At 67.1% G+C, this 15,570-nt stretch carries 14 protein-coding genes; all 14 read right to left on the minus strand.

The window, feature by feature from the left end; translation table 11 throughout:
- Window positions 1–28: 28 nt before the first annotated feature.
- Window positions 29–823: an HpcH/HpaI aldolase family protein gene (locus QZH52_RS30600; RefSeq protein WP_301814760.1), complete on the minus strand. Its 795-nt coding sequence runs from the start codon at window positions 821–823 to the stop codon at window positions 29–31.
- 21 nt (window positions 824–844) lie between these two features.
- Window positions 845–1,543, minus strand: a complete 699-nt coding sequence (locus QZH52_RS30605) for an RraA family protein (protein WP_301814761.1) — start codon at window positions 1,541–1,543, stop codon at window positions 845–847.
- A 7-nt stretch (window positions 1,544–1,550) separates the two neighbouring features.
- On the minus strand, window positions 1,551–2,585 hold the full coding sequence (locus QZH52_RS30610; RefSeq protein WP_301814762.1) for a Bug family tripartite tricarboxylate transporter substrate binding protein: 1,035 nt from the start codon (window positions 2,583–2,585) through the stop codon (window positions 1,551–1,553).
- Window positions 2,586–2,610: 25 nt separating this feature from the next.
- The gene (locus tag QZH52_RS30615) at window positions 2,611–3,603 is read right to left on the minus strand and encodes a Bug family tripartite tricarboxylate transporter substrate binding protein (protein ID WP_301814763.1); all 993 of its coding nucleotides are present in this window, start codon (window positions 3,601–3,603) and stop codon (window positions 2,611–2,613) included.
- Between the two features lie 48 nt (window positions 3,604–3,651).
- On the minus strand, window positions 3,652–4,665 hold the full coding sequence (locus tag QZH52_RS30620) for a LacI family DNA-binding transcriptional regulator (protein ID WP_301814764.1): 1,014 nt from the start codon (window positions 4,663–4,665) through the stop codon (window positions 3,652–3,654).
- On the minus strand, window positions 4,662–5,423 hold the full coding sequence (locus tag QZH52_RS30625; RefSeq protein ID WP_301814766.1) for an SDR family NAD(P)-dependent oxidoreductase: 762 nt from the start codon (window positions 5,421–5,423) through the stop codon (window positions 4,662–4,664). The genes QZH52_RS30620 and QZH52_RS30625 overlap by 4 nt, the downstream gene beginning before the upstream one ends.
- 2 nt (window positions 5,424–5,425) lie before the next feature.
- On the minus strand, window positions 5,426–6,748 hold the full coding sequence (hisD, locus tag QZH52_RS30630) for a histidinol dehydrogenase (protein WP_301814768.1): 1,323 nt from the start codon (window positions 6,746–6,748) through the stop codon (window positions 5,426–5,428).
- A gap of 350 nt (window positions 6,749–7,098) precedes the next feature.
- Entirely contained in the window at window positions 7,099–8,781 is a 1,683-nt protein-coding gene (locus QZH52_RS30635) for a thiamine pyrophosphate-binding protein (protein WP_301814769.1), read from the minus strand.
- Window positions 8,782–8,902: 121 nt separating this feature from the next.
- On the minus strand, window positions 8,903–10,270 hold the full coding sequence (locus QZH52_RS30640) for an aminotransferase family protein (protein WP_301814770.1): 1,368 nt from the start codon (window positions 10,268–10,270) through the stop codon (window positions 8,903–8,905).
- Window positions 10,271–10,326: 56 nt separating this feature from the next.
- Window positions 10,327–11,187, minus strand: coding sequence for an ABC transporter permease (locus QZH52_RS30645; protein ID WP_301814772.1), 861 nt, complete (start codon window positions 11,185–11,187; stop codon window positions 10,327–10,329).
- Window positions 11,184–12,023, minus strand: coding sequence for an ABC transporter permease (locus tag QZH52_RS30650; RefSeq protein ID WP_301814775.1), 840 nt, complete (start codon window positions 12,021–12,023; stop codon window positions 11,184–11,186). Before QZH52_RS30650 ends, QZH52_RS30645 begins: the two co-directional genes overlap by 4 nt.
- 47 nt (window positions 12,024–12,070) lie before the next feature.
- Window positions 12,071–13,114 (minus strand): extracellular solute-binding protein, encoded by a 1,044-nt coding sequence (locus QZH52_RS30655; RefSeq protein WP_301814776.1) that lies wholly within the window; start codon window positions 13,112–13,114, stop codon window positions 12,071–12,073.
- 60 nt (window positions 13,115–13,174) lie between these two features.
- The gene (locus tag QZH52_RS30660; protein WP_301814778.1) at window positions 13,175–14,239 is read right to left on the minus strand and encodes an ABC transporter ATP-binding protein; all 1,065 of its coding nucleotides are present in this window, start codon (window positions 14,237–14,239) and stop codon (window positions 13,175–13,177) included.
- A complete protein-coding gene (locus QZH52_RS30665) occupies window positions 14,236–15,561 on the minus strand; it encodes an aspartate aminotransferase family protein (RefSeq protein WP_301814780.1) in 1,326 nt (441 codons plus the stop codon). Before QZH52_RS30665 ends, QZH52_RS30660 begins: the two co-directional genes overlap by 4 nt.
- Window positions 15,562–15,570: the final 9 nt, after the last annotated feature.

Here is a 15,570-nt window from a genome sequence, read left to right on the forward strand (position 1 = left end):
CCAGACTCCTAGCCATGCTCCATCTCGATCAGTAGGCAATGCCTTCGACCGCCTTGGCGCGCCCGCCCGCGGTCGACGCGTGCCGCAGCGCCTGCGTGATCACGCTCGAGGCGACCGTCGCGAAATAGCGCGCACCCCATTGTCCGTACCTTGCTTCGTCCTCGGGCGTCAGGGCGATGATGCCGGCGCAGATGCCGGCATTCGAGACTGCGCGCAGCGCTCGCTCGATCGCTGCTTCGACTGCGGGCGACTTCCAGTCGTTGCCGAAGCCCATCGAATGCGCGAGGTCGTTGGGGCCGACGAAGACCGCATCGACGCCGGGGACCGCCGCGATCTCGGCCGCCTGATCCACGGCCTCGGGTGTCTCGATCATCACGATCAGCGCGATCCCCTCGTTGCTTCGCTGCGTGTGGGCGGCGCCGGCGAACGCGCCGTAGCCCGCGGCGCGCGAGCTGAACGCGCTGCCGCGGCGCCCGACGCCCGGGTAGCGCACCTGTTGCACCAGGTCGCGCGCCTCATCGGCGCTTTCGACCATCGGGATCTGCACTGCGCTTGCCCCCATGTCGAGCACGCGCGCGATGTCCTGGCGCAGGCAGCGCACCACGGGCACGATGCCGCTCGCGCGCGCGGCGCGCAGCATGTGTTCGGTGGTCTCGTGGCCCGCGCTGCCGTGCTCGTTGTCGATCACGACGAAGTCGAAGCCGGCATAGCCGCACATCTCGACGATGGCAGCGCTGGGCAGTGAATTGAAGATCGCGCGCAAGGGTCGGCCGCTGCGCAGCATGGCCGGCAGGCGCGTGTCGAGAGGATGACGGATGTCCATGGTGTGTACTTGTCGGGTGGGTCAGTGGATGTCGTCGGCCGCGCACATCGCCCGCTCGAGCGCAGCGATGTCGAAGGAGCCGCTGCGCGCGGCCGCCAGCAACGGCGCCTCCTTGCGCTGGACGAGGTCGATGCAGCCCGGCAGCGCGTGCAGGTGTTCGGGCGCGATCCGGACCGCACCGTGGCGGTCGGCGTGGACCAGGTCGCCATTCGCGATGCACAAGCCGAACACTTCGACAGGCTCGCCGATGTCCACCACGTGCACGAAAGCATGCGAAGGACCGACGCTGCCCGCCAGGATCGGAAAGTCTGGCGCCAGATCGCCGAGGTCGCGCACCGAGCCGTCGGTCAGGACGCCCGCGACGCCCAGCGCCTGATGCACCGCCGAGTTGACCTCGCCCCAGAACGATCCGGTGCCGCGGCGCTCGTCGAGGTCCTGCATCACGACGAGGGTCGGCAGGCCCGGCGTCGGCGCGACATGGCGGTAGTAGTCGAGCCGCAGCCGGCGCAGTTCCGCGGCTGGAAGCGAGGAGGGCGCCGCGGCGCGGATGCGCGCGGTGCGCGCGAAGCCGAGCATGGGCGCCAGCGGTTGCGGCGCCGCGACCAGCGTGCCGTAGGTGAAGCCGTGCGCGCTGCGCCTGCCTATGGCGAGTTCGAGCGCATTGCAGATCGTCGGCGTGTCGACCGAGCGCAGCTTGCAGATCAATTCGGCGGTGAGCATCGTCCAACTAGTCGATCGTGATGTTGTTGGTCTTGATCAGCTCGGAAAACTTGACAGTCTCCGCCTGGATGAACTTGCGGAATGCCTCCGGCGTCATCGGCTTGGGCGTGAAGCCCTGGCCCGCCAGGCGGTTCGTGACCGCCGGCGATTCGAGCACCGAAACCACTTCCTTGTTGAGCCAGTTCACCACTGCGGGCGGCGTGTTGGCGGGTGCGAGCAGGCCGAGCCAGGTCACGGCCTCGAAGCCGGGCACGCCCGATTCCGCGAGCGTCGGCAGCTCGGGCTGCAACGGCGAGCGGGCGAGGCTGGTCACGGCGAGCGCCTTGGCCTGGCCGTTCTTCGCGAAGGCGAGCGCCGTCGTCATGTTGTCGAACTGCATGTCGATCTGGTTGCCGGCAAGGTCGACCAGCGACTGGCTGCTGCCCTTGTAGGGCACGTGCACGGCCTTGGCGCCGATGCGGTTGAGCATCATGAGGGTGGTCAGGTGCTGCGAGGTCCCGTTGCCGCTGGTGCCATAGGACAGCGCATCCGGCTTGGCCTTGAGCAGGGCGATCAGCTCCTTCACGTTGTGCGCGCCCGACTTGTTGCCGGCCAGCAGCACCAGCGGCGTGCTCGCAAGCTGGGTGACCGGCGCGAAATCCTTGTCCACGTCGTAGCTGATCTTCTTGAGCAACGTCGGGTTGACGGACAGCGCGGTCTGGGTGCCGAGCAGCAGCGTGTACCCGTCGGGCTTCGCGCGCGCGACGAATTCGGTGCCGATGCCACCGCCCGCGCCGGCCTTGTTGTCCACCACGACCGCCGTGCCCCAGCGCTTGCCAAGCTCGTCGGCGACCAGACGCGCCACGATGTCGGTGGCGCCGCCGGCCGCAAAGGGCACGACGATCACCACGCGGCCGGTCGCCGGATAACCACCCGGGCCAGCGGCCGCGGGCGCAGCCTGTGCGATGGCGGCGCCGCCGAACGCCAGCGCCGAAAGTGCCGCGGCCGCACGCCGCAGCAGGGCGCCGCGGGTGAGCGGCGGGAAAGGAGTTCTGTTCTTCATGTCGATGGGTCCGGGTGGGATGGTTTCATTCGGCCTGGATGCCGGCTTCCTGGATCACCTTGCCCCATTTCGCGATTTCGGCGCGCTGGAACGCAGTGAAGGCCTCGGAGGCGCGCCCGTCGGGCTCGACGCCGAGCTTGCGCAGCTTCTCCTGCACATCGGGCAGCGCGACGATCGCAGCGATCTCGCGGCTCAGGCGGTCGACGATCGGCTTCGGCGTTCCTGCCGGCGCGAACACGCCTTGCCACGATTGCATCTCGAAATCGGACACGCCGGCTTCGGCCAGCGTGGGCACGCCCGGCAAGCTGGCCAGGCGCCGGCTCGAGGTCACGCCGAGCACCTTCACGCGCTGGCCGTCGATCATCGGCCGTGCAGCCGCGACGGTCTCGAACACCATGTCGATCTGGCCGCCGACGAGGTCCACCATCGCCTGCGAGCCGCCCTTGTAGATGATCTGCCGCATGCGGGTGTGGGTGATGCTCTGGAACAGCTGGCCCGACAGATGCTGCGAGGTGCCAGCCCCCGCGGTGCCGTAGGTCAGGCTGTCGGGCGTGGCCTTGAGTTCAGCCACGATCTGCGCCACCGAACTGAAGCGGCTGCCCGCCGGCACCACCAGCACGTTGCTGACCATGCCGACCAGGTTCACCGGCACGAAGTCGCTCACAGGCTCGTAGCCCAGGTTCTTGTTGAAGAAGGGATTGACCGCGTGGGTCGTGATGGTGCCACCCATCAGCGTGTAGCCATCGGGCGCCGAGCGAGCGACCGACTGTGTACCGACGATGCCCGAGACGCCCGGCTTGTTCTCGATCACCACGGGCTGGCCGATTCGCTCGCCGAGATGCTGCGCCACCAGCCGTGCCACGCCGTCGGAGACACCGCCGGCCGAGAAGGGCACCACGTACTTGATCGGTTTGGTCGGCCAGGCCGGCGCCTGCTGCGCATGGGCCGATGCCGGGACGGCCGCCAGCGCCAGCAAGGCCAGGCCGGCCACGGCGAATGCGCGGATGCGTGGGATCATGAAAGTCTCCTGTTCGAATGGATGAAAGATGAATCAGCGCGGACCGCCTCAGCCGGCCGCGCGCACCGAGTCGCGTTCGACGACGCGGCATGGAATCACGACGTTGCGCGGGTGCGTGCCCTCGCGCATCTGCTCGTGCAGCAGTTCAACCGTGGCCTCGACCATGTCCTCGACGCTCTGCACCACGGTCGTGAGGCGATAGGCGCCCCAGGACGCCTGCGGCACGTCGTCGAAGCCGACCACGCTGACGTCCTCGGGCACGCGCAGGCCGAGTTCCTGGCGCAGCACGTCCATCGCGGCGATGGCCATGTGGTCATTGGCGACGAACACCGCGTCGGGCAGATCGGGCCCGGCGAACAACTCGCGCGTGGCCTCCTTCGCGAGCTCGAAGCTGTAGTGGCCGACAGCGCGGCGGAACACCGCGACGCCCGCCGCTTCCAGCACCTCGTGGAAGCCGCGCTCACGCTCCAGGTTGGTCGACGATTTTTCGAGGCCGGCCAGGAAAGCGATGCGGCGATGGCCGCGCGCCAGCAGCAGTTCGGCCACCATCCGGCCGCCACGATGGTTGTCGGAGGTCACCGAGCTGGTGCTGTGGCGTGCGAATGCACTGATGTCCGGCACCCGGTTGAACAGCACCACCGGCACGCCCGACTCGGCGCATTGCCGCGCCAGGTCGGGCGACAGCATGGCCGAGGCCATCACGATGCCGTCGACCTGGTACTGCAGGATCTCAGCCAGCACGCCGTCGGTCTCCTCCAGGTCGCTGATGAACATCAGGACGTGGTAGCCCTGCTTCTGCAGGCTTTGAGAGAGCTTCTCGATCACCAGCGGATAGAACTGGTTCTGCAGGTAGCTCATCACCAGCGCGATGATCCGGCTGCGTCGCGTGATCAGGCTGCGCGCCAGCGCGTTGGGCCGATAGCCCAGCGTCTTGGCGGCGGCCAGCACGCGGTTGCGCGTGTCTTCGGACACGCTGGCACCCGGCGTGAAGGTCCGGCTGACGGCCGACTGCGACACCTGCGCGAGCCGTGCCACTTCCTGGGCAGTGGCGCTGGACTTCATGCGGCGCTCCAGCCGCCATCGAGCATCAGCGCACTGCCGGTCATGAGGCTCGCGGCGTCACTCGCCAGGAACACGATGGCGCCCATGATCTCTTCGACCTGACCCAGCCGGCCCAGTGCGATCCTCGAGGTGACCCAGTCGCGGAAGCTCGCATCCGCGAACATGCCAGCCGTCATCGCGGTCTCGATGAAGGTCGGGCAGACTGTGTTGACGCGGATGCCCGCCGGCCCCAGTTCCCACGCCAAGGCCTTGGTCATGCCTTCCATCGCGTGCTTGCTGGCGCAGTAGAGCGTGCGGCGCGGACTGCCCACCACGCCCATCTGGGACGAGATGTTGATGATCGAGCCCGGCAGGCCGGCCGCCAGCAGTCCGCGCGTCACCGTGCGGGTCACGTAGAAGGCGGCCTTCACGTTGAGGTCGAACACGGCGTCGATGTCGCTGTCTTCCACCTCCACCAACGGCTTCGGCCGGTTCAGGCCGGCGTTGTTGACGAGGATCTGGAACGGCCCGGCCGCGGTGAGCTTTTCGTTCACCGCCTGCGCATCGGTCACGTCCAGCACCAGGTGGTCGCAGCGACCGCCCTCGGCGCGGATCTGCCGGCAGGCCTCGCGCAGCTCGCTTTCGGAACGCGCGGCAAGGGACACGGCGGCACCGGCTTGCGCCAGCGCCGCGGCGGCAGCCAGGCCAATGCCGCGCCCGGCGCCGGTCACCAGCGCGCGGCGCCCGTCGATGCGGAAGTTCGGCGCACGCGGCAGCATGCTCAGGCCTCCAGGGCCGGAACCGGCTGATACCACGGCACATCGGCCCGGGTGCCATAGCGGCGCACGCGCAGGTTGGCCTGCTCGCCGTGGCCGGCGAAGTTCTCCATGTGGCACAGGCGCGAGCAGTACTCGCCCATCAGCGCGCTGGCCTCGTCGGTCAGCACTTTCTGGTAGGTGCAGGTCTTGAGGAACTTCCCGACCCACAGTCCGCCGGTGTAGCGCGCATTGCGGTTGGTCGGCAGCGTGTGGTTCGTGCCGATCACCTTGTCGCCGAAGCTCACGTTGGTGCGCGCGCCCAGGAACAGGCCACCGTAGTTCGTCATGTGCTGCAGGAAATAGTCGGGGTCGCGCGTGATCACCTGCACGTGCTCGAAGGCGAGCTCGTCGGCCTTCTGCAGCATCTCTTCCTGCGTGTCGCAGACGATCACTTCGCCGTATTCGGCCCAGCTCACCGAGGCGATCGCGGCGGTCGGCAAGATCGCGAGCTGACGTTCGATCTCGGCCATCGTGTCGCGTGCGAGCTGTTCGCTCGTGGTCAACAGGATGGCGGGCGAGGTCGGTCCGTGCTCGGCCTGGCCCAGAAGGTCGACCGCGCACATCTCGCCGTCGGCGGTCTCGTCAGCGATCACCAGCGTCTCGGTCGGCCCGGCGAACAGGTCGATGCCGACGCGGCCATACAGCTGGCGCTTGGCTTCGGCCACATACATGTTGCCGGGACCGACCAGCATGTCCACGGGCGCGATGCTTTGCGTGCCGACGGCCATCGCGACCACGGCCTGCACCCCGCCGAGCACCAGGATTTCGTCGGCGCCGGCCATCGACATGGCGGTCACGATCGCCGGATGCGGCGCGCCCTGGTAGGGCGGCGCGGTCGCGACCACGCGCTTCACGCCCGCCACCTTGGCGGTCAGTACGCTCATGTGGGCGGAGGCCAGCAGCGGGTACTTGCCGCCGGGGATGTAGCAGCCGACCGCGTTCACGGGGATGTTCCTGTGGCCGAGCACGACGCCGGGAAAGGTCTCGACCTCCACATCTTTCATGGAGTCGCGCTGGATCTGCGCGAAATTGCGCACCTGCGTCTGGGCGAAGCTGATGTCCTCGATCTCTCGGGCCGAGAGACTTTTTCGCGCCTTCTCGATCTCGTCGATCGAGAGCCGGAAATCGGCCGGGTCCCAGTTGTCGAACTGGCGGCTGAAGTCGCGCACGGCTGAATCGCCCCGCGCCTCGACGGCCTTGATGATGCCTTCGACCGTGGCACGCACCTTGGCATCATCCTCGGCGCGGACCTGGACGTCCTTGCCGCGCTTGAGATATCTGATCATGTGTTTTCCTGCTCGTTCGATATTTGCATACGTATGCAATGTGAGTCCATTGCATACGTATGCAAACAGGAGAAACCCTTATGCTGCGCCTTGTGCGCAGGGATGATCTTCGGCGATCCGCGTCGAGCACGCGCCGCAGAGCGCTCGGAGATCTGCCTGCTTTGCGCCCGTATGGAGCAGTTCATAGCGATGCCGCGTGCTTTGTAAGGTGTGCTGCATGAGCGGGCCGTGAGATGAGATGGCCCCGGCCAGATCCCCCGGAGCCCAAGACGTCAAGGGATGTTGGATTTCCCTAGGGCTACCCTGCTCAGCGCACGCTCAAGAAGTCGTCAGGCCGGCCACCAAACCGTTCAGGCGGGCGGCATCCATGGGACCGGCGCCAGCGCCGCAGGGTCACTTAGAACATCAATCACCACTGGGAGCTCGCTCGCAAGCGCCTGCTCCAGCGCCGCGCCGAGCTCCGATGGCCGGGTCACGCGCAATCCGGTGCATCCGAAAGAACGTGCAATCTCAGCGAAGTCCTGATGGATAAACTGGTAGCAGTCGTGCATCCGCTCGCCGCCGATCTGGGCCTTGCGCAAGCTCGAAAGGCCCTGCGCGAGGCAGCCATTGTTGTTGACCACGGTGATGGTGCGCAGCCCCCAGCGCCGGGCCGTCTCGAGCTCGGGCAGGTGGTACATGAAGCCGCCGTCGCCGGTCAGGCAGACCACGGGCCGGTCCGGACTCGCGGCCTTGGCGCCGAGCGATGCCGGAAACCCCCAACCCAGCGAGCCGGCCGCGCGCAAGAAGATCTGGCTCGAGGCCTTGAGCTGCAGGAGTTGACCCGACCACTGCGACGCGTAGCCGGTGTCGGCCACCAACACGCCATCCAATGGAAGCCAGCGACCCAGCTCACGCATCAGCCGCTCGGGACGGACCGGTTCGGCGGCCGAGTCGAGCATCGGCGCATGCTGCGTCCACCATTGCGCCTTCAACGCACGGCCACGGCCGATCCAGTGTTCGCGCGAGGCGGAAGGCAACAGTGCGCGCAGTTCTTCCAGCGCGGTCGCCGGGTCGGCCTGCAGAGTCAGCGCGCCGGGCAGGTTTCGACCGAGATCTTCTGCGTCCACACCCACATGGGCAGTGGCCACGCCGGGCAGCGGGAGCCGCCAGTTCGATGTGACCTGATCGCCCACGTCGCAGCCGACGAAGAGCACGAAGTCGGCTTCGGACAGGAAACGGTTGCCGCCGTCGGTGCCGTAGGTGCCGGTGACCCCCATGTCGAGCGTGGGCAGGTCAGCCATCGCGGCCTTTGCGTCGAGCGTGCACAGCACGGGTAGCTGGACATGCTGGGCCAGCGCGCGCAGTGCCGCCTCGCCACCGGACCAGACCAGCGCCGCGCCGACCACCACCACCGGCGCCTGGGCCTGCTGCAAAGCCTGCGCGAGTTCGTGAAGCGCCTGCGCCTCAGGGCGCGCTCGGTGGGCCGGAACCCGCCTGTGGCGCGGTTCGGCCACCACTGGTTCGCCGCTCTGCCAGTTGTCCGCGATGTTGCCGACGTGGCCGGCCATGTCCAAGTGCACAGGGCCAGGCAGCCCGCTGGTCGCAACCCGAAAAGCATGGCGCGTGAGGTGAGCGAGCTGAAACGGCGTCTCGACCCTGCCCGAGAACTTGGTGACCGGCGTGAACAGCGGCTCATGCGGCAGCTCCTGGTAGGCATGGCGGTACTGGTTGTTGGCCACCTGCCTCCCGGTCAGCGCGATCACCGGGCTGTGCGCGAAGTAGGCGTCCTGCAATCCGGCCGCGAGATTGGCCGCGCCGACCGACTGCGCCATGCAGACCGATGGGCGCCGCGACGCGCGGCTGAAACCGTCGGCCATGTAGGCGGCGGCTTTCTCCGAATGGGCGAGAATGCGCCGGATGCCGTGCGCCTCGGCGTGCGCCAGCGTATGACGCAGAATCGCATCGACGAAGAAGATGTGATCGACGCCGTAGCCCTTGAGCGTGCGCGCCAGGAAGTCGCCGCCCGAATGTGACTCTAAAGTGTTGTTCATGATGTGAAGCGCCGGCGGACCGGCATCAGGATCGAAGACAGGAGCGCGCGGACGTCCGCGCCGCGCCCTGCGGCGAAGTGCCCAAGCGGCAACGCGTTGTGATGGAAGTCTGGAAACGGCCTCAGCGCAACTGCGCCTCGAAGGCCGCCAGCGTCTCGCCGATGAGGCCGGCGATCGTGTCGATCTGCGCCGCGTCGACGATCAGCGGCGGCGCGACCATCAGCCATTCCCCGAACTGCCCCTTGGCCGTGCGGCGCGAATACAGCAGCAGGCCGCGCGCCATGGCGAGTTCGACGATGCGGTCGATCGCTCGCGTCTCGGCCGAAAAGGTGGCCTTGCTTTCCCGGTCGGATACGATCTCGATCGCCATCAGCAGCCCCTTGCCGCGAATGTCGCCGAGCACACGACTGTCCTTTTGCACTTCGAGCAGACGTTCGCGCAGGCGCATTCCCATGGCCTCGGCGTTGGGGATCAAGCCCTGGTTGACGGTCTCCTGCACCACCGCATGGCCGATTGCACACGACAGCGGGTTCGACGCGTAGGTGTAGCCGTGCATGAAGCCGCCGGCCTGCGACAGCGCATCGACCATCTTGCGCGACGCCAACACCGCGCCGAGCGGCGTGTATCCGGCGCCGATACCCTTCGCGAGAGTGACCACGTCAGGCATCGCGTCCGGCCAGTGGTGTGCCGCCAGGAACTTTCCGGTGCGCCCGGCACCGCTCATGACCTCGTCGAACACCAGCATGACGCCATGGCGGGTGCAAATCTCGCGCACGCGGCGGTAGTAGGCATCGATGGCGACCAGCGCGCCAGTGGCGAGCCCGCCGACCGGTTCGAGAAAGAACGCCAGCACCGTTTCGGGCCCCTCGCGCACGATGGTGGCCTCGAGCTCGGCCGCGCAGTGTTCAGCAAGGCTCTCGACGGTATGGCCTTCCGGCAGCCGGTAGCTGAACGGTGTCGGCACCTTCGGCATGAGCCGCGCCATCGCTCCGAAGCTCGCTTCCGACACCGGGTCGCCGCTGATCGCGAGCGCGCCCAGCGTGCCGCCGTGGTAGCTCGGACTGCGCGAGAGCACCTTCCAGCGGCTGCCCTGGCCCTGCGTGAGCGCATGCTGGCGAACCAGCTTCATGGCGCTCTCTGTCGCCTCGGAGCCGCCCGAGACGAAGAACGCACGTTCGAGGCCCGGTCCCGCAAGCTGCGTCACGATGTCGGCCAGCAGGCTATTGGCCTCGTTCTCGAAGAAGGCGCGACTCGCATAGGCCACCTTGCGCATCTGTCGATCGGCCGCCTCGATCACGCGTGCATTGCCGTGGCCGATGTTGACCGCGATCGGGCCCGAAGAGGCATCGATGTAGCGCTGTCCTCGCGAGTCCCAGAGGTAGATGCCTTCGCCTCGCTCAACCACCGGACGGCGCGGCGCGCCATCCTTCAGGTAGAAGAGCTGTACCGGGCCGCCATGGGCGGCATATCCGGGCGTGGAGGTGTTCATGTCTTTGACTCCGTTGGGGTGAAGATCCGCGCTGCGGACATTGGAAAAGGCGGGACTCAATTGACCGGTGGTGTTCCAAGGCGGCGCCGACCACGCTGGACCAGCCCGGCGGCCAGGGCCATGAGGCCGACGCTGACCGCGATCAACAAAGTCGCAATGGCCGTGATCGACGGGTTCACCTGAAGCACCAAGTCGTTGAACATGCGCTTCGGCACCGTCTCGTGCGTGCCCGCGACAAAGGTGGTGATCACCACTTCGTCGAAACTGGTCACGAACGCGAAGATCCAGGCCGCGGCGGTGCTCGGCAAGAGGTTGGGTACCAACACGCGGCGGAACATCGTGAACCAGGAGGCGCCGAGCGTGAACGCGACCTGCTCGATGCGGATGTCGAAGCTGCGAATCGCGACGCCCATGATGAGCACGACGTACGGCACGCCAAGCAGCGTGTGGCCGAGCAACAGGCCTGCGAAGGAGCCAAGCAGCCCGACCTTGGCCAGCGCGAAGTAGAGCGCCACCGCGATCACCACCGACGGGATGATCAACGGCGAGATGAAATTGCTCTGCAGCAACTGCTTGCCGGGGAAGCGTCCGCGCGTGATGCCATAGGCGGCGAAGCTGCCCAGCACGAGCGCGAGGGTGCTCGACAGCGCGGCCAGCAGCAGCGAGGTCCGCATCGCAAGCAGCCAGCGCTCGTCGGTGAAGACTTGGACGTACCAGCGCATCGAGAACCCCTCGGGCGGGAAGCGCAGCGAATTCGAGTTCGAGAACGACATCGGTATCACGATCAGCACCGGCAGGCAAAGGAAGGCCAGCACGCCGACCGCGGCGCCCGCCACCAGCCAGCGGTGCAGACGCGCGAGCGCCTCGCCCGTGCTCGCGGGTGCGGCAAGCGTACCCCGGCCGGTCGGCACAGTCATGCTTCCTCCTTGCGGGTGGTGAGCCGCAGATACATCACGAACAACACCAGCGTCACGCCGAGCAGGACGGTCGAGATGGTCGATGCCAGCTCCCAGTTGGGCAGATGGTTGACCAGCAGGTCGAGCATGTTGGCCACCATCGGCACGCGCCCGCCGCCCAGGATCGCAGGAGTGATGAAGAACCCCAGCGTCAGGATGAAGACCAGGATCGCGCCGGCTGCGAGCGCGGGCAGGCTCAGCGGAAAGAAGATGCGCCAGAAAGCAGTCCAGTTGCTCGCGCCCAGAGTTTCGGCGGCGCGCAGGAGGCGCTCGTCGATCTTGAGCATCGCCGCGAACAGGGGCAGCACCAGGAAGGGCAGGAGCACGTTGATCGTCCCGATCACCACCCCGAGTTCGTTGTAGAGAAATGCGATGGGCGAATCGATCCAGCCGAACCCGAGCAGCGAGCGGTTCACCATTCCCGCATTGCCGAGTACCACGATCCAGGCATAGGTGCGCACGAGGATGCTGACCCAGAACGGAATCACCACGGCCGCGAGCGCCAACAACTGCCACCGCGACGGCAGTCGCCGCAACCAGTAGGCCAGCGGATAGCCGAGCAGCACGCAACACACGGCCGTGATCAACGCGATGCGGAAGGTATTGAACAGCACCTTGAGATAGGCGGGAACCTGAAAGATCTCGACGAAGTGTTGCAGCGTGAAACCGGACTCGCCGACGACGCTCTTGCCGAGCATGAGCACCAGCGGCAGGTTGAAGCCCAGCGCCATGACAGCCAACAGGGGCGCCACCAGCCAGAAGCCGGGCGCGGCCTGCCTGCGTGATGCTACATTCATCTCGTTCCTTCGATCAGCCAAGAAAAGCCGGCGCACCGGCGGCGGCCTTACAGGCCCAGCTTGAATTCCTGCCAGCGCTTCTCGATAAGCTTGGCGTTGTCCGCAGTCCAGCTCGGGTCGGCCTGGGCCTGGATCTTCTTGTTGGCTTCGGTGGTCGGGTAGTCGTTGACCTTGTCCTTGGGCACCAGCTTCTCGATGCCGGGGCTGGCGCCGGTGTACGGGATCACGTTGGTCGCGACGAGCTGGTTCTCAAGCTTCGACATCTCGTGCAGCAGGCCCATGGCGGCGGCCTTGGCGGCCGGGTCCGCGCCCTTGGGCACGACGAAGTAGGCGAGTTGCAGCAGGCCCTGGTTATAGGTGTAGTCGATCTTCGGGTTGCCGACGATGCGGCCCGACCACGCGGCCGAATAGGCGACTTCCTTGTCCTCGAGGAGTTGCGGCGCTTGGGCGCCGGCCTTCCACCAGACCGCGACGCTGCCCTTAATCTTCTCCAGGCTCGCGAAGGCCCGGTCGATGTCGAGGGGGTAGAGCTTGTCGGGCGTCACGCCGTCGGCCAGCAGCGCCAGCGGCAGCGTATAGCCCGGGTAGTCGGGCAGCGCGCGCTTGCCGGGAAAGTCCTTCACGTTCCAGAAGTCGGCCCAAGTCTTGGGCTGCTTGCTGCCCTTGCCCCAGGCCATGATGGTCGACGAGTATTGGTAGCCGAAGGCATCGGGCCAACGTGCCTCGGGATAGATCGGTGCCGGGTCAATGGCGTTCCAGTCGAGCGGCTCGAGCAGCCCCAGGGCGCGGGCTGCGACCACGTTGGTGGCGCCGAGTTCGACCAGGACCGAGGTGATGTTCTTCGACTGCACCATCGCCTGCAGCTTGCCTGCGCTGGTCGGGCTCTCGCGCGTCACCTTGATGCCGGTACGCGCCGTGTAGGGCTTGATGTAGGCCTGCTCGATCGAGTCGCCGCTGGGGCCGCCCGATTCGAGGATTCGGATCTCCTTGGGAGGTGCCGCCCCCGTCTGGGCACTCACGGCCGCCGATCCGAGGGCTGCGGACACCATCATGGCGGCGCACAGGGCGTTGAACAGAACACTTTTGCGCATGGAAGCTCCTCTGGGTTGAATTCGAAGATGGATCTCGGGGGTTGGCCGGCGAAGGCCGCGTCAAAGGCTGGCACGGCCGGCCATGGCCCAGGCATTCGCGGGCCGCCAGCCGATGCGCAGCGCCTCGCCGGGCGAATACGCCGGGCCCTGCCGCTGCAACAGCGCAACCACCGGCACGCCGTCCGCGGTGCGAAGGTGCAGGCGGCTCGACTGGCCCAGATACACGCTCTCGACCACTTCGACGCGCAGGCCCTGGGCCGCGTCGGCCGGCAGCAGTTCGACATGCTCGGGCCGCACCACCACGTCGACCGGACCGGCCGGGCCCGAAGGAGCCATGCAACCGAGCAGGGCGCCGTCTGGGAATGCCACGAGGGCCTGACCGTCTCGATGACGAAGTTCCCCCCGGAACAGGTTGGCGGTTCCGATGAACTGCGCGACAAAGCGGTTGCTGGGACGCTGGTAGGCTGCGATCGGCGTATCGATTTGCTGAATTCGACCCTGGTCGAGCACCACGAGCCGGGTCGACAGGGACAACGCCTCTTCCTGGTCGTGCGTGACCAGCACGGTGGTCACGCCGAGCTCGCGCTGCAGTTGGCGCAACTCGAGCTGCACTTCTTCGCGCAGGTTCTTGTCGAGCGCACCCATCGGCTCGTCCAGCAGGAGGATTTCCGGCTCGAACACGAGCGCGCGCGCGAGCGCCACGCGCTGCTGCTGTCCGCCCGAGAGCTCGGAAGGCCGGCGCCGCTCGAGCCCGCCAAGCCGGACCTGCGCGAGCGCCCTGTCCACACGCGTCGCGATCTCGGCCTTGGCCACGCTGCGAATGCTCAACGCGAATGCGATGTTGTCGAACACGGTCATGTGCGGAAATAACGCATAGCTTTGGAACACCATGCCAAGGTTGCGCTGCGCGGGCGGCACGTGCGTCACGTCGCACCCTCCGATGCGCACCATGCCCTCGCTCGGCGTGGTGAGACCTGCGATCATCGAGAGAATGGTGCTCTTGCCCGAACCACTCGGCCCGAGCAGCGTCACGAGTTCGCCCTGCTCGATGCGCAGGTCGGTGGGCGCCACGACCGTGACCCCGCCGTAACGCTTGCTGAGGCCAAGCAGTTCGATCGTGCTCATGCCAGCGCGTTGCAGTGCTCGACGAAGGACGCGACCGCGTCCTCGAGTTGCGCGAACTCGGCCTCGCCAAGAGGCAACGACAGGTTGATCATCCCGCGCCGCGCGAGCCATATGCCGTGCTCGAGCATGTGGAAATAGAACAGCTCGCGCAGCGGCTGCACGCTGTGCGCAACGTCATGGATGCTACGCACCGGGCCACGGTGCATGTGCACGTTCATCATCGAGCCGAGGCCCGTGAACTGCATCGGGAAGCGCGCACCGCCCGCGATCGCGTCGAGCCGCTTGCGCAGCGCGTCGCCGCGCGCATTGAACGGTCCCACCGCCGCCGGCGTGTAGACCTCGCGCAGTCCGGCGGCGCCGGCCGCCATCGTGAAGACGTTGTTGTTGAAGGTGCCCGCGTGGCCGAATGCACCGGGTTGACTTGGATCGAAGCGGCGCATGAGCTCGGCGCGCCCGCCGAAAGCCCCGAAGCTAAAACCGCCACCGATGTACTTGCCGAGCGTGGTCAAGTCTGGCGTGATGCCGTGTACCTGCTGCAGGCCGCCCGGCGACAGGCGCGAGGTCATGACCTCGTCGAAAATGAGCAGCGCGCCGTGTGCGCTGGCCCAGTCGCGCAGCGTCTGGAGGAAGCCGCGCTCGGCCGGGATGCAACCGCCCGAGCCCTGCATCGGCTCCACCACGATCGTGCCGATTGCATCCGCATGGGTGTCGAGCAACGCGCGGGTGCCGTCGATGTCGTTGTAGGGCGCGAGTACGAAGTCGAAGGGAGCCGTGAGCGGACCCGGCCCGCCGCCGGCAAACGTGAAGACGCCGCCGTGGTAGCCGCCTTCGAAAACCACGACCTTGGGTTTGGCGGTGATCGCCTTGGCCGCCGAGATCGCATAGAGATTGGCTTCTGTGCCCGAATTTGCGAAACGCACCAGCTCGATCGACGGGAAGCGTTCACAGATCAGACGTGCGAGTTCCTCCTCCGCACGGATGTGGCCGCCCATGACCCAGCCGCCTTCCAGCGCCTTGGATACGGCTTGGCACAGTACCGGGTTCGAGTGGCCGTAGAGCCCCGCCGTGTATTCACCGAGGAAGTCGACGTAGCAGCGTCCGTCGAGCGATGTCACCCGGCATCCCTGAGCCGCCGTGAGCGTGATCGGAAACGGCGCGCTGAACAGCACGCTGCGCGTGTTCCCGCCCGGCATCACCTCGCTCGCGGCGCGGTGCTGGGCGAGGCTCTTCGGGTTCGCGGCCGTGTAGCGCGAACTGGCGTCGGCGATGGCCGAGGCGAGCGCCTCGGGCGGGATCTGCAGGGACTTCGAAGTGGTTGGCATCGGACGGAC

Origin of the sequence: Variovorax ginsengisoli (assembly GCF_030486595.1) — a bacterium.
Lineage (GTDB): Bacteria > Pseudomonadota > Gammaproteobacteria > Burkholderiales > Burkholderiaceae_C > Variovorax > Variovorax ginsengisoli_B.